Below are 15049 nucleotides of genomic sequence, written 5' to 3'. Positions count from 1 at the left end.
TGCTGCTGAAGAAGATCGACGCGAAGGCCGAGGCCGTAAAGGACCTTGCCTACTGCCTCTATGACATCAGCGCCAACAAGCGGAAGGATGCAAAGGAGGCCACGGCCTACAATGCCCTGATCGCCGACTGGACGGAGCTGACGCGGCAGGCCGCGGCGATCCACGACACGAGCGGGGATCGTCAGATCCGGCTGGATATCTGAGGGGGAACGGGACAGTGGCCAAGAGCACGCGCCAATATGTTTTTGAGGGCATGGAGCTGCTGCCCGCAGCCCTCATTCCGTTCGTCGAGAAGCGGCTGGAAAGCTCGCTGAAGGGACATTGGCAGGTCCAGGTTCTGGAGAAGCTCCCGAGCCTGCGCCCCAACAGCAACGGAGAGGTCGGCTGGGACCAGGCCGCGCTGTTCAACGCGATGGATCGCTTCTGGAATGACGGGTTCCGGGCAGTCCTCGGCCGCGCCGAGCGGTCTTGGGTGAATGAGCTGAGCGACGTCCGCAACAAGCTCTCGCACAATGAGACTTTCACCTACGACGATGCCGAGCGCGCGCTCGATTCCATGCGCCGGCTGATGGAGGCGATCAGCGCCGGCGAGACCGCCGAGCAGCTATCGAAGATGCGCGACACCATCCTGCGGACGAAGTTCACCGAGCTTCAGCGCAACGAGGAACGGCGGAAGACCCAGCGGCTGGAAATCTCCGTCGAGACGGTGGCAGGACTGCTTCCGTGGCGCGAGGTGGTGGAGCCGCACCAGGATGTCGCCACCGGCGAGTTCCAGCAGGCCGAGTTCGCCGCCGATCTCGCCAAGGTGCATTCGGGCAGCGCGCCAGCCGAGTATCGCGACCCGCGCCAGTTCTACAGCCGCACCTATCTGACCGAGGGGTTGAGCGCGCTTTTGGTCGGCGCGGCCAAGCGGCTGTCGGGCAGCAGCGGCGACCCGGTTGTCGAATTGCAAACCAACTTCGGCGGCGGCAAGACGCACTCGATGCTGGCCCTCTACCACATGGCAGGGCCGACGCCGGTTCAGGATCTATCGGGCCTCGATCAGCTACTCGAGAAGCACGAACTGACTGTACCCAAGAACATCAAGCGCGCGGTGCTGGTTGGCACCTCACGCGGGCCGCAGGACGTCCTCAATGCCGAGGGCGGCCGCAAGATCCGGACGACCTGGGGTGAACTGGCGTGGCAGCTCGGCGGCGCCGAAGCCTTCGACATGGTTGCGGAGAATGATGCCAATGGCATCGCGCCAGGCTCGCACCTGCTCGAGACCATCTTCAAGAAGTACGCTCCGTGCCTGATCCTGATCGACGAGTGGGTGGCGTATCTGCGGCAGATCTATCGGGTCGAAGGGCTGCCATCGGGTTCGTTCGACGCGAACCTCTCGTTCGTCCAGTCGCTCACCGAAGCGGTCAAGGCCAGCCCCGGCACATTGCTGGTCGCATCCTTGCCGGCGTCGCAGATCGAGGTCGGCGGCGAAGGCGGTCAGGAGGCGCTCGCGCGTCTCAAGCAGACCTTCAGCCGTGTCGAATCGTCATGGCGGCCCGCCAGCCAGGAGGAGAGCTATGAGATCGTCCGGCGGCGGCTTTTCAAGGAGATTTCTGGCGACAAGTTCCATCACCGGGACAACACGCTGAAGCAGTTCGCCAAGCTCTATCGCGAGAACGCCAACGACTTTCCGCAGGGCTGCGCCGACGAGGACTACCGGCGCAAACTGGAGAAAGCCTATCCGATCCATCCCGAGCTGTTCGACCAGCTCTACACAAGCTGGGGATCGCTGGAGAAGTTCCAGCGGACGCGCGGCGTGCTGCGCCTGATGGCGCAGGCCATCCACGAGCTCTGGATGAATGGCGACCCGTCGGTGATGATCATGCCGGGTAGCGTCGCGGTGAGTTCGCCGCGCGTTGAGCCGGAGCTGCTCCATTATCTCGACGTGACCTGGCAGTCGATCATCGCCGGTGATGTCGATGGCACCGCGTCCACGCCTTACAAGATCGACCAGTCGGCACCCAACCTGAACCGCTATTCCGCGACCAGGCGCGTTGCTCGGGCGATCTTCATGGGGACGGCGCCGACGCACCAGCAGCAGAACACTGGCCTAGACGACAAGCAGATCAACCTTGGCGTTGTGCAGCCGGGTGAGCGGCCGGCGATCTTTGGCGACGCGCTGCGGCGGCTGACCAACCAGGCCAAGTTTATGCACGCCGATCTCGGGCGCTACTGGTACTCGATGTCGGCGAGCCTCAATCGTATCGCAGCCGACAAGGCAGCGCAGATCGAGACGGCACTCGTCCTGATGACGATCGACAGCGAGCTGAGCAAGTATGTGAACAGCCTCGCTGATCGCGGGCACTTCGACGCCGTTCAGGTGGCGCCGGCCTCGTCTGCAGAAGTACCGGACGAAGCTGGAGGCGTGCGGGCAGTCGTGCTGGGCGTTGCGCATCCGCACAATGGCCGCGAGGGATCCGAGGCGCTGGTCGAAGCCAAGGACATCCTGATGCAGCGTGGCAGCACGCCGCGCGTCTATCGCAACATGCTGGTCTTTATCGCCGCGGATTCTCGCCAGCTCGACAATCTGAAAGACGCGGTGCGAGCGTCACTCGCCTGGGGCGAGATCGTCCGCGACACCGAGCGGCTGAACCTCACGCAGAGCGACAGCGCGCTGGCCAAGGCCAAGCTGGCTGAATCGAACGAGACGATGAAGACCCGCCTGAAAGAGGCGTGGTGCTATCTTCACTATCCGGCGCAGGAGAGCGCGCAAGCCGATGTCGAATGGGTTTCGGGCAAGATCCCGGCTCAGGACGGGCTGCTGGCGCGAGCCAGCAAGAAGCTCGTGGCCGAGGAAGGGTTGCTTACGGAACTCGGGCCCACGCGCCTTGATCGCGATCTCCAGAAGTACATCTGGAACGGCAAGCCGCATCTCTCGCTCAAGGATCTGCGGGAGTATCTCAATCGCTACATCTATCTGCCGCGTCTGAAGAACCAGGAGGTTCTGATCAAGGCCGTGCAGGCCTCAGTAAGCGGGATGATCCCGGGGCCTTTCGCCTATTCAGAAAGATGGGACGAGAAGTCGGACACCTATCTGGGCCTAGCCATCGAGCGGGCCGCTAACGCGGCAGTCGTGATCGACAGCGACAGCGTCATCGTGAAACCTGCCGTGGCCGAGGCCCATCGACCGGCTCCGGTACAGCCCGGAAGTGGCGGGGGCACGGAGGTTCCCGGTGAGAAGACGCCTGAGACAGGAACACAGCCAACGGGTGGCACGCCCCAGCCCGCACCTGCTGACAGGAAGCCAACCCGCTTTACCGGGAGCGTCATGATCTCGCCGGAGCGCCCAGCTCGCGACATGCATCAGATTGTCGAAGCCATTGTCGAGCAGCTCACAACGCTGCCGGGGAGTTCGGTGAAGCTGAGGCTTGAGATCGACGCCGAGGTTCCATCAGGGCTCGACCGGGCGAAGGTGCGCACTCTCGTTGAGAACGCCAACACGCTCGGGTTCATCGACAAGGCAGTCGAGTAGATGAGTGGGGGCGGGCCTGTTGAGCGCGACCTGATTTTCATTTCCAAGGCTACGCCTGGTGATGACCAGTTTGTGCTGTGGCTCGCGCCGCGGCTCGAAGCCGCCGGCTACAGGGTATTTGCAGACATCTTCGATCTCGATGCCGGGGACGAATGGCGCGGCAAGCTGACCGCTGCGCTTCAGACTCGGGCGATCAAGATGCTGCTGTGCTGTAGTGACGAGACGCTCGCCAGAAGGGGTGTTCGCGAGGAGATCGCCATCGCGGAAGACCTAACGAAACAACTCCAGGATCCCAACTTCATCATTCCGCTGAAGATGCGTACCTTCCAAAAGCTCTTCGGCATCGGCGGCCTGCAGTATGTCGATTTCGAGAGCGGCTGGGCGCAGGGGCTGGCAAGCTTGCTCAAATCGCTCGAAAGGCAGCAAGTGCCCAAGGCGGGCGGCGGCATCATTCAGCCCGAATGGTACGCACATCTGCGGCGGCGCGCAGTCGAGATCGAGGCGGCTCCCGAGGTTCTGACGTCCAATTGGCTCCGGATTTTAAGGATGCCGGACAAGCTCAATCACTTGGTGCCTAACAATCGTGCCAATGAGGCGTTGCTGCGTAAGCTCAGCGCGTCCTTTGAATACCCGATGGCCGAATTCGGCGACGGTTTCCTGACCTTCGCCAGCCCAATGGACCTGGCGGAACATTTCGAGCGGGTGGGGCCGTTTCACGCCGATAGTCACTTTGATGTTCTCAATCTACTCGAGAACGGGTCATCGGACGCGGGGATCGACAGTCGCGATGCCCGGTCAATCATGATGAATCTCTTGCGCCAGGCATGGGAGAAGCATTGCGCCCGCCAAGGGCTTCTTGCTCATTCGTTTTCAAGCGGACTGTCCTTCCACGTTGGCGACAAAAGATTGGGCCTCAAGAAGCGCGTCTCATGGGGGCGCCAGGGTCAGAGCCGCAATTCAATGCTACGCGGTGTCGCCCGCAAGAAGATCTGGGAATATGGTGTAAGCGTCATTCCCAGCCTCTTCCCTTACCCTCATATGCGGCTCAAAGGCCGTGTACTGTTCTCTGACATCGGCGAGCACAACAAGCCGATCGCTATTCCAGACCCCAAGACTCAGTTTCGCCTTCGGCGTTCGATCTGTTCAGCTTGGCGGAACAAGGCATGGCATGGGCGTGTGATGGCCTTCATGGAGCTGTTGGCTGGCGACAGCCCGTATGTCGACCTTGCCGTCGGCTCGGGCGGCAGCATCACTCTCGATGCGATGCCGATCCAGTTCACAGCGCCTGTGACCGCGCGCCAGACCAACAGACTGGGCGAGGATGCGGAAGAAGCCGATCCCACAACGCTCGGCGGCCACTTCGAGGAGGAGGACGCTTGATCGAATTTTCCGAGAAATCCGTTCCGGTTCTCTACATTCCGGAACCACCGCTGGGATTTGGGCACGGGCAGGCTTCGGATCATCCGAAGGATGGCCTTACGCTTTACGGGCCTGCGTCAAAGCCCGATCGTCCGCAGATTACGATAGGTGCGGTTGGCACAAAACATGGCCTAGAACTCCTTTGCCGCTGGCTCGATGCAATCAGCAATCCCGTCGCAATTCCGCCTCGGGGTCAGCGCGACAAAGAGTTCCGGCTTCATCTGTCGGATTTTCCCGGTCTCGAGGAGGCCTTTGGCATCCGCGCCGATCGGGGCGCTATGATTAAATGCGAGATTGATCCTGCGGATATCCGTGCTGCGATTGCGATCGAGAACCATCACGAGGCAGTTGCCACAACAACCAAGCTGTTCATCGACCCGATTGAGCGCCACGCGAAAAATGAGGAGCGGACGGTTGACGTTTGGATCTTCGTTGTGCCGGAAATCGTCTTCGAAACCTGCCGCCCAGTTGCGGGTCAGCGTCGCAAGGTCGAGCTTCTCAAGGGGGAATTGTCCCGGCGCCAGAAGGGGCGTGTCGACCTTCCGCTACTGGTCGGTGTTATTGATGACACGCTTGAAGCAGTGTTCGATGACATTCCCGACTTCCACCGGCAGGTCAAAGCGAAGCTTTTAAAGCTGGGCATGACATCTCAGCTTATTCGCGAGACAACCCTTGCTCCTGAAGAGTTCTTGAACAAGGCGGGATATCCGAAACGTGGAACTCAGGATTCCGCCACCGTTGCTTGGAATCTGGCCACAGGCTTGTTCTACAAAACGCAGGCGGAGCCCCCCTGGAAGATCGCCCGTATGCGGCCAGGCGTCTGCTACGTCGGCTTGGTGTTTAAGCTCCTTCCCAATCACGCTGACAATCACGCCTGCTGTGCGGCGCAGATGTTCCTGAGCGAAGGAGACGGGGTCGTCTTTCGCGGGGCGAACGGGCCGTGGCAGACTGAAAACAGAGAGTTTCACCTCAGCGATCTTGCGGCCGGAAACCTGATCAAGACGGTTCTGGATACCTACAAGAAACGCTTCGGAACTTATCCAAAAGAGCTGTTCATTCACGGCCGAACAAAGTTCAACGACGCTGAATGGGAGGCCTTTAGCAAGGCCGCGCCCGACGGAACCAATATTGTAGGCGTGCGTATACAATCGACTCACGGCGAGACCAAGCTCTTCCGCGACGGCGATTATCCGTGCCTGCGCGGCACGGCGATCCAGCTCGGAGACAAAGACGCTTATCTGTGGACCACGGGGTATGCGCCACGTATCGACACCTATATCGGTCCAGAGACTCCGAACCCGTTGTTCGTGACCGTGCTCCGCGCGAGCGGTGACTATCCCTCTATTGAGACGGTACTGGCAGACATACTGGGTCTCACGAAAATCAATTACAACGCCTGCAATTTCAGCGACGGGTTACCGGTCACCATTCGTTTCGCGGACAAGGTCGGCGAAGTGCTAACCATGGGCAGCGCTACGGGAGCAGAGCGACAGCCGTTCAAGTTCTACGTTTAGGGGGCGTCGGACGTGCGCTGGCCACTCTCACCGTTCCCGGGCTACTCGATCCGAAGAATGAGTCCTGCTATAGAGAACTGACGGTACTTTCGGGCATCCTCCTGTGTTAACCTGGGCAAGCAAAAAACTGGGTCGGAGGGGCGATTGACCTCGATAGATGCCGGAGCCGTGAAAATATTTTTTCTGGCAGTTTTCTCAATGAAATCAAAAGCGTAACTTTTTGACGGACTCACAGTCGGAGAATGACCGTCAGAATGAGCACTTACCATTGAATTTTCAAAGACTTATGGGGAATTCGGACAATCGAGTGGGAGTAGGGTGATCCGGCGGAGACCTGCTCGACCCTCGCTTATCCCGCTCCGGGTGTCACCGGGACCGGACAGGGCAGGCTCAGTCGTACGGACAGGCCGCCGGATTCACGGTTCCGGATCGTCATCTTTCCGCCGTGTGCGGCCATGATCCGGCTGACGATGGAAAGGCCCAGTCCGGCGCCGGCGCCATTGATGAAGGGCGCCCGGGCAAAGCGGGTCGGGTGGAACGTGTCCGGGGAGTTCTTCATGCCCGGGCCTTCGTCCAGGACCTCGAGTCCGGCCGGATCTCCGCCGAACTGAATGGCGATGCAGCCTCCGGGCGGGGAGTGGCGGATGGCGTTATCGACCAGGTTGCTCAGGGCGTGGGCCAGCGCATCCGCGTCGCCCCTCACAAGGACTGAGCCGGGAAGGCGCATGACCTCGAGGCGAACCCCCGAGGCGTAAGCCAGCGGTTCCAGCTTGCAGGCGACCTCGATGGCCACCGACTGCAGGTCAATCCGCCGATGGGGATCCACGACCAGTCGTTCCGAGTTGGCCATTGCGAGCAGTTGGGAGGAAAGCCGGATCAGACTCTCTATGTCGGCTTCAATGGCCGATCTCTGGAGTGTCTGCTCGCTCAGTTCCAATCTTGCCTTCAGAGCGGCGAGGGGCGTTCGCAGGGCGTGGGAGGCGTCGAGCAGGAAGTTGCGCTCGCTGTCCCGCGCCTGTGCGAGCGCCAGGAGCGCTGCGTTGAGCGCCGCCACCAGTTCCCTGATCTCCGCAGGCGCCGCCTCGACGCTCAGGGGGCGCAGGTCGTGCAGCGCGCGTATGCTCCGGGCCTGCCGCGAGAGGTCTTCAAGGGGTCGTAATGCCTGTCCGATTGCGCTGCTGGTGATCCAGAAGACAAGCAGGACCAGCGGGAGGATCGGCAGGACCACGTGCATGACGAGTTCATTGAGCACGAGACGCCAGAACAGGCCCGCCGGATCCCCGCGTACGGCGGTCACGACATGCCAGGGCTCTCCATCCCTGTCGAAGGCTGCGCCCGCAAGCCAGGCGCCGTCCGCCGTCCTCTCGGTCCACTCGGCCGGACGATCGCGCGGGAGTAGCGGGTCCACCTCTGCCCAGGGGAAACCCGACTGGGCTAGGACAGGTCCTGCTTCCCGCTCGATCCGCCACCCATAGGCGGTCGGGTGATTGGCGTACTCGGGCTGCGCCGCGGCCACCGCTTCCGTGACCCGCGCCGGGTCATCGATCTGCGTGGCAATCGAACGGATCGTCTCGGCCATTTCCAGCACCTTGCGCTGGCGCAGGTCGGAGTGATCCGAGCCGTAGTGGGCGCCGACGGCCAGGAGCGTCATCAGCGCTACGGCCAGGGTCGCCAGCAGCAGGCGTATGCGAAGTCGGCGTGCGAGGGACCAGCCCTCAGGACGCAGCATTTGGGCCAGCCCCTTGGAAGACGTAGCCGACGCCGCGCACCGTCCGGATGGCGTCATGCAACCCCGATGCGCGCAGTGTTCCGCGAAGGCGCGATATACTCACCTCCAGGGCGTTCATGGTCGGATCGGCCGCGTGATCATAGAGCGCACCCTCCAGATAGGCGCGCGAGCAGACCTGGCCAGGGCGGCGCACGAGCGCCAGGAGCAACTGCTGCTCCCGTCGATTCAATGCGAGCGGCTTCCCGAGGAAGGTCGCCGCGCCCGTCGTCATGTCCACCTCCAGTGCGCCCAGGCGGACGCACGTCGCAGCCAGGCCGCCGGGGCGCCGCAACAGGGCGCGGCAACGTGAGATCATTTCGCGCAGCTCAAACGGCTTCACCAGATAGTCGTCTGCGCCCTCATCAAGCCCTCTGACCCGGTCGTTGAGTTCTCCCCGGGCCGTGAGCACCAGAACAGGCGTGGTGCGCCCGCCCGCCCGCCAGGTGCGGATGAGGTCAAGACCATCACCGTCCGGCAGGCCAAGATCGAGCAGGACCAGTTCATAGGGATTGAGGTCGGCGAGGTCTGCGGCGTCCTCGAGCGAGCGCACCCAGTCGACTGTGAACAGTGCGGCCTTCAGCGCCTCACGAAGGCTCTCGCCGAGCCGTTCATGGTCCTCGACGAGCAAGACCCTCACCGGAAAGGCCTGTCAGGCTGCGGCAAGGTGAGCGGCGCATAGCAGGGGTCCGGACCCGCAGACCTGGACCCGCGCGCCATGGCCCACTTCCTATCGCACATCATCCCGTTCACCGCCTATCCTTACAAAGGGGAGCCGGCGGCCTGCAACCTCTGCGGATCGGATGCGGCCCTTGACATCTGTCGCAAGGATCGACGCTGGAAAAAGCTCGGCACGGTCGCCTGTGCAGAATGCGGACTGATGCGCACCCAGCCGATGCCCAGCGATTCCGAGCTCGAGGCCTATTATCGGAGCGAGTACCGGGCCGACTACCAGATGGCGTCGAAGGCCCCACCGAAGTTTCACACCACGCGTTCCCTGCGAGACGCACGGGCGCGCCTGACGAAGCTATCGGCCTATATCAAGCCGGGCCAACGGGTTCTGGACTTCGGCTGCGGGTCTGGCGAGTTTCTCATGCTGGCCCGCGAGCAGGGCTGCACGGTGGTCGGGATTGAGCCGGGTGAAGTGTTCGCGCGCTATGCCCGCGAGACGCACGGCATAGATGTCATCAATGCGCCCTGGCAGGCCGTCGACCTTCCCGAGGGGCGGTTCGACCTGATCACGTCCAACCACGTCGTCGAGCACTTGCGCGCGCCTGTTGACGCCATCGGCGCCATGGCCCGATGGCTCGCGCCCGGCGGCGCGCTGTTCCTCTCCGTTCCCGACATGCGGCCGAATGACCGCCCGGCCTTCGAGCGGTTTCATTTCGCGCACGTGCATGGATTCGTGCCGGCGACACTGCAGGCCGCAGCGGCCAGGCACGGGCTTGTGCCGGCGGACGGAGAGCCCCTGACCGACACAACAGCGATCTTCCGGCATGCAAGGCCGGATGAGCGTCCTGCACCGCTGCCTCCCCCGGGTCTCGCCCATGCTCTGGCGGAGGGCTATCCAGACGCCTCGATCGCCGCCTACATCCTTTCGGGGCGTTACTTCCGGGCCGCCGGGCGTCGCTTCCGAAACTGGCGGCGCGACACGTTTCGTACAGCCACCATGACCGCCGGCGGCTAGACCGGGTGTATGGACTCCTCGGATCCACGAGGTGATCATCCCGCTTGAGGCCAACCTAGGGGCCTTGATGGGGGGATCAGGATGGACGTCAGGCGCACAATGGCGGCGCTGGGCCTTGTTATCGCCCTCACCGCTGCCGGAAGCTCTGTCTCCGGGGCCGGGCAGTGGGGGCCTCCTCAAGCTGTCGTTCCCCCGTCCGCCCTCCAGGGCGTGCACGGCCTGGCGGTCCTAGACGACCGGCGCGTCCTTGCCGGCACTGTGGTGGGTAATGACATGTGGGAGGTGGACCGGGCGACCGGCGCGGCCAAGGTCTACATCCCCGCGCCGGAGGGGCAGGCGGACGACATCGCCATCGGGCCGAGGGGCGAACTGGCCTGGACCTCCTACCTGCAGGGCGTCATCCGATACCGGGAGACCGAAGGCGCCCCCATCCGGGTCCTCGCCAGGGACCTGACCGGGATCAACTCTCTGGCCTTCGACATGAAGACCGGCCAGCTCTACGCCAGCCAGGTCTTCCTGGCCGACGCGATGTGGGAGATCGACGTGGCGGGGGTGAAGGCGCCCCGGCTCATCGCCAAGGACCTGGGGGGCTTCAACGGCTTCGAGGTCGGGCCGGATGGCCAGATCTACGGACCCCTGTGGTTCAAGGGCGCGGTTGCCCGGATGAACCCCGCAAACGGCGACCTCACCGTCCTGAACAGCGAGTTCCAGGTCCCGGCGGCGGTCAACCTCGACGGCAAGGGCAACCTCTGGGTGGTGGACACCCGGGCGGGGGACCTGAGCCGGGTTGACCTTGCGACGGGGCGCAGGACCGCGGTGCGCAAACTGTCCACCGCCCTGGACAACCTCGCCATCGCCCCGGATGGGACGATCTACGTCTCGAACATGGCGGACAATGCGGTGCAGGCCTTCGACCCGGCGACGGGCGCCCTGCGCACCCTGCTGTCCGGCAAGCTCGCCGTCCCCGCCGGCCTGAAGATCGAAGGCGACACCGCCTGGGTTGCCGACATCTTCTCTTTCCGGCAGGTGGACCTGAGGACGGGGGCGGTCCGCGACATTCACCGGATGCAGGCCTCGGACCTCGAATATCCGTTCGCCGTGGGCCTCGGTCCCGAGCGGATCCTGCTGACCTCCTGGTTCAGCGGGTCGGTTCAGGTCCTCGAACGCCCGGACATGAAGACCGTCGCGGTCCTTCACGGTCTCAGGGCTCCGATGGACGCCCAGTTTCTGCCGGATGGCGCCATCGCCATCACCGAGATCGCGGTCGGCGAGATCACCCTGGCCAGCGGCCCGGGCTACGCCACTCGCCGCACCCTGGCGAAGGGCCTGGCGGGGCCGACCCAGCTGGCTCTCGGGCCGGACGGCGCTCTCTATGTCAGCGAGGCGGCGGGCGCGATCCGCCGGGTGGACCTGAAGACGGGGGCGGTCTCCCTGGCGGCGGATGGCCTCGCCTTGCCAGAGGGTCTCGCCTTCACCCCCTGGGGCAGCCTGGTGGTCGCCGAGGCCGGCGCCCGCCGGTTGACGGAAATCGACCTCGGCAAGGGTCTTCGCAAGGTCATCGCCGACAACCTCCCGATCGGCCTTGCAGCCAGCCCCGGAACCCCGCCGCCCTATGCCGCCACAGGGGTGGCGGTGCGCGCTGACGGCTCCGTCTGTTTCACGGCCGACCTGGACAACGGGCTTTACTGTCTGGCGCGGGAGCCTTGATCAGCTCTCCGGCGCCCCGCGATCACAGGGCCAGCAAAGGCCTTTGGCGGGCCGCCCGGATTCCGGGCAGCATGCCTCCCACAAAGCCGATCACCAGGGCGAGCACGATAGCCTGGAGCACCAGCTCCGGTCCCATCTGCAGTCGGAACGCCACCTGGGTGAACCCCGCACCCAGGGTGGAGGCGGACAGACCGTTGAACAGGAGGCCGCAGACCGCTGTTCCCAGGAGGGCGCCGATGAAGGAGAGGACCAGCGCCTCGCACATGGTGCCCATGAAGGCGGAGACGCCAGAGAACCCGATCACCCTGAGGGTCGCGATCTCCGTCGCCCGGGCGGAAACGGAGGCGTACATGGTGTTCAGGGCCCCAGCCAGGGCGCCAATTGACATGATGATCCCAAGCGGCCAGCCGACGTAGCGGATCAGCAGGCCGGAGCGTTCCGCCTGGGCGGCGAAATAGGCCTGTTCGCTCTGGGCCTGCAGCTGGAGCCTGGGGTCGGATCCGACATAGGCCGTGTAGGCTGCGAGGTCGGCCGGACTGTTCAGGGCGACCCGGGCGGTCTGGAAGGTCGAGCCGCGGTTGAACAGGCTCTGGACGACCGGCGCATCGGCCCAGAGCTCCGACTCGAAGACCGTGCCGGGCGCTTCGAAGACACCGACCACGCGCCAGGTCTGGGCGCCGAAGCGGACCGTTTTGCCCATCTCGAAGCCGGAAAACTCCCGCAGGAGGCCCGCGCCCACCACGATTTCGTTCGACCCCGGCGCGAACATCCTGCCTTCCTTCAGCCGAACCTGCTGGCGGACGGCCAGGCCATTGGGACCAATACCGCGCAGGGGCATGTTGGCCTTGGTTCCCGTCGATCGCTTGATGCCGTCGACGATGAGAAGCAGCTCTGCCGAGACCAACGGGCCGCCGTCGGCTGCGGCGCGTACGCCGGGTCCCTGACCCAGGAGATCGATCTGCTCCCGCGACAGCGTGCTGTTGATCTCGGACTGCGATCCATCCCTGAGCACGATGGCGACGTCTGGAGAACCCGAGCCCTTGAGGGTCTGGCTGAAGCCGTTCGCGAGCGCCAGGAAACCCAGGAGGACGGCCACGACCAGGGCAATCGACACGACGGTCGCCAGCGACATCCAGAGCCGCTGGGGGATGGACCGGATGTTCATCAGGATGACCGATCCCGTCTGGTTCAGAAGGCTCACAAGAGGACTCCTCAGCGTCGCCCGAGGGCGTCGATAATGTTCATCCTGAGGGCCGAGAGAGCCGGTACGAGCCCGGTCACAAGACCCAGGAGCAGGGCAAGGCCCATACCCGCCGCTGCGACCGGCGCTGTCATGGACAGGGCGCCAAAGGTTTCGCCGATGGGGGATCGGGAAAGACCGTTGAGCGCCAGGGCGGCGACTCCCAGTCCCAGGAGGCCCCCCAGTCCGGACAGCAGGAGAGACTCGCCCAGAACCATCCGAAGGACCCTGGGGCCCGGGAAACCCAGCGTCTTCATCACGCCGATCTCCTTGGTGCGTTCCCTGACTGCGGAGACAAGGGTTGTTCCAACGATCATCAGGATCGCTGCGAAGGCCGCCGCTACGACCATCGTGATGATGAAGTTCAGATCGCCCGCCTGTTTGAGGAAGGCCCTGGAGAACGTCTTCTCATCCACGGTCGAGGTCTCGAAGGGTGAATTGGCGAAGGTGGCGTCAATCGCCTTGGCCACCTGGTCATTGATGTCGGGCGACGCGGTCAGAACGGAGATGGTGCCCACCGTATCCCGGCCGAAGGGGCGGATTTCGTTGAGGTAGTCGTAGTTGAAGTAAAGCGCGTTGGTCGGATCGGTGGGCTTGGCGCCGTCGAAGATCCCGACCACCTTCATGTCCCAACTGCGCGATCCGTCAGGCCGGAAATAGATGTCCGAGCTGATCGGGATGGTCTGACCGACCCGCCAGCCGTACTGGTTGGCGAGGGAGCGTCCGACAATGACCCCGGTGCGCTCGCGGATGAAGGCCTCGCGCTCTCCCGGGCCCAGCCTGATCTGGTCGGCGAAGATGGCCGTGTAGGACCCCGGGTCTACGGCGAAGCCTACGAACCGGCTCTGCGCCGGGTCACGGAAATAGGCGCCAAACCAGCTCTGGTGGGTCGCCGCGGTCACCCCCGGAATGGTGGCGATGCGGTTGAGGTAGGCGATAGGCAGGGACTCGGTGAAGTTGATCTTGTTGGCGACGACCATCCTGTTGCTGGCCGAACCGGTCTCCGTCGCGCGGTTGAGCGCGACATTCACCCCCACCAGCAGGCCGAAAATCAGGAAGGCGATGAAGATGGAAATGATCAGCAGAACCGTCCTCAGCGGCTTCCGGAACAGGTTCTTCCAGACGAGATAGAGATCATTCACGCCGTCACCTCCACGAACTGGCCCTTGTCCAGGTGCAGGGTGCGGGTGGCGAAACGCGCCGCCTCAGGATCGTGCGTGACCATGATGATCGTCTTCCCGAGCTCGCGGTTTAAAAGCTGCAGCGTCGACAGGATGTCATTCGCCGTGGATCGGTCGAGGTCGCCGGTGGGCTCGTCGCAGAGCAGGAGCCTGGGGTCGGAGACGATGGCGCGGGCAATGGCGACCCGCTGCTGCTGACCGCCAGAGAGTTCCTTCGGCTTGTGCCGGGCCCGGTCCGCCAGATCCACGATCTTGAGGGCGGTGGTCACGTTCTCCTTCCGTCGCTGCGCGGGCAGGGAAGTCAGGAGGAGGGGCAGCTCTACGTTCTGGGCCGCAGTGAGGATCGGCATGAGGTTGTAGAACTGGAAGATGAATCCGACGTTCCGGGCGCGCCAGGCCGTGAGCTGGCCCTCGGAGTAGCCCTCGATCCGCTCACCGTCGAAGGAGATCTGCCCGCTGTCGCAGCGATCGGTTCCGCCGAGAAGGTTGAGCAGCGTGGTCTTGCCGGAACCGGACGGACCCATGATGGCGACGAAGTCGCCCTTCGGGATGACCAGGTTCAGCCGATCGAAGATGCTGATGGACTCCTTGCCGCGGGTGTAGGACTTGCAGACGTCGGTCAGCCTGATGAAGTCGGTCATGATGCGCTCTGGGTTTTCGGGGCTCAGGTCTTCGTCTCGATGAAGGTCACCTTGACCGCCATGTCGGGAATGATGCGCGCATCCCGGCCTTCGAAGGCGATGCGAACCCGGACGGTGGCCTTGTCCCGGCTGGCCGCCGGAATGGTCGCGATCACGCGGGCGGGCAGGCGGCTTTCCGGATAGGCGTCGAGGACGGCCTCGACCTTCTGGCCGGCGGATACGCGCCCGATGTACGCCTCGTTCACATCCACCTCGATCTCAAGGCTGTCCATGTCCACGAGGGTGCAGATGCCGGTGCGGGTGAAGCCTCCGCCCGCGGAGAGAGGCGAGATGATCTCCCCCGCCTGCGCAGCCTTGTCGATGACCACGCCGGAGAAGGGC

General features: G+C 63.8%; 12 protein-coding genes. 6 read left to right on the top strand and 6 right to left on the bottom strand.

The window, feature by feature from the left end:
* From INE98_RS13830 to INE98_RS13815, 4 genes are all read left to right on the top strand, one after another.
* Positions 1 to 203: hypothetical protein (locus INE98_RS13830; RefSeq protein WP_293539661.1), on the top strand; the 203-nt coding region annotated here is incomplete at its 5' end.
* A 14-nt stretch (positions 204 to 217) separates the two neighbouring features.
* Positions 218 to 3514, top strand: a complete 3297-nt coding sequence (locus INE98_RS13825) for a DUF499 domain-containing protein (RefSeq protein WP_293539659.1) — start codon at positions 218 to 220, stop codon at positions 3512 to 3514.
* A complete protein-coding gene (locus INE98_RS13820) occupies positions 3515 to 4894 on the top strand; it encodes a toll/interleukin-1 receptor domain-containing protein (RefSeq protein WP_293539658.1) in 1380 nt (459 codons plus the stop codon).
* Complete coding sequence (locus INE98_RS13815) at positions 4891 to 6447, top strand: hypothetical protein (RefSeq protein WP_293539657.1); 1557 nt, start codon at positions 4891 to 4893, stop codon at positions 6445 to 6447. The genes INE98_RS13820 and INE98_RS13815 overlap by 4 nt, the downstream gene beginning before the upstream one ends.
* A 349-nt stretch (positions 6448 to 6796) precedes the next feature.
* Here INE98_RS13815 and INE98_RS13810 read toward each other — a convergent pair whose 3' ends face one another.
* The gene (locus INE98_RS13810) at positions 6797 to 8176 is read right to left on the bottom strand and encodes a HAMP domain-containing sensor histidine kinase (RefSeq protein ID WP_293539656.1); all 1380 of its coding nucleotides are present in this window, start codon (positions 8174 to 8176) and stop codon (positions 6797 to 6799) included.
* Complete coding sequence (locus tag INE98_RS13805; protein WP_293539654.1) at positions 8163 to 8852, bottom strand: response regulator transcription factor; 690 nt, start codon at positions 8850 to 8852, stop codon at positions 8163 to 8165. The genes INE98_RS13810 and INE98_RS13805 overlap by 14 nt, the downstream gene beginning before the upstream one ends.
* 78 nt (positions 8853 to 8930) lie before the next feature.
* On the opposite strand from INE98_RS13805, the gene INE98_RS13800 reads away from it, so the two are divergent.
* A complete protein-coding gene (locus INE98_RS13800; protein WP_293539652.1) occupies positions 8931 to 9899 on the top strand; it encodes a class I SAM-dependent methyltransferase in 969 nt (322 codons plus the stop codon).
* 81 nt (positions 9900 to 9980) lie between these two features.
* Positions 9981 to 11606: a hypothetical protein gene (locus INE98_RS13795; protein ID WP_293539650.1), complete on the top strand. Its 1626-nt coding sequence runs from the start codon at positions 9981 to 9983 to the stop codon at positions 11604 to 11606.
* 22 nt (positions 11607 to 11628) lie between these two features.
* Here the strand turns inward: INE98_RS13795 and INE98_RS13790 are convergent, their stop codons facing one another.
* From INE98_RS13790 to INE98_RS13775, 4 genes are all read right to left on the bottom strand, one after another.
* Positions 11629 to 12807: an ABC transporter permease gene (locus tag INE98_RS13790; protein WP_293539649.1), complete on the bottom strand. Its 1179-nt coding sequence runs from the start codon at positions 12805 to 12807 to the stop codon at positions 11629 to 11631.
* An 11-nt stretch (positions 12808 to 12818) separates the two neighbouring features.
* Entirely contained in the window at positions 12819 to 13988 is a 1170-nt protein-coding gene (locus INE98_RS13785; RefSeq protein WP_293539648.1) for an ABC transporter permease, read from the bottom strand.
* Positions 13985 to 14668: an ABC transporter ATP-binding protein gene (locus INE98_RS13780; protein ID WP_293539647.1), complete on the bottom strand. Its 684-nt coding sequence runs from the start codon at positions 14666 to 14668 to the stop codon at positions 13985 to 13987. The genes INE98_RS13785 and INE98_RS13780 overlap by 4 nt, the downstream gene beginning before the upstream one ends.
* Before the next feature lie 23 nt (positions 14669 to 14691).
* Positions 14692 to 15049 (bottom strand): efflux RND transporter periplasmic adaptor subunit (locus INE98_RS13775; RefSeq protein WP_293539646.1); only part of this gene is annotated, 358 nt, incomplete at its 5' end.

Origin of the sequence: Phenylobacterium sp. (genome assembly GCF_020253645.1) — a bacterium.
In the GTDB taxonomy this organism is placed as follows: domain Bacteria; phylum Pseudomonadota; class Alphaproteobacteria; order Caulobacterales; family Caulobacteraceae; genus Phenylobacterium.
Note: the sequence above shows the minus strand (reverse complement) of the source record. Positions and strands in the feature narration are given on the sequence as shown.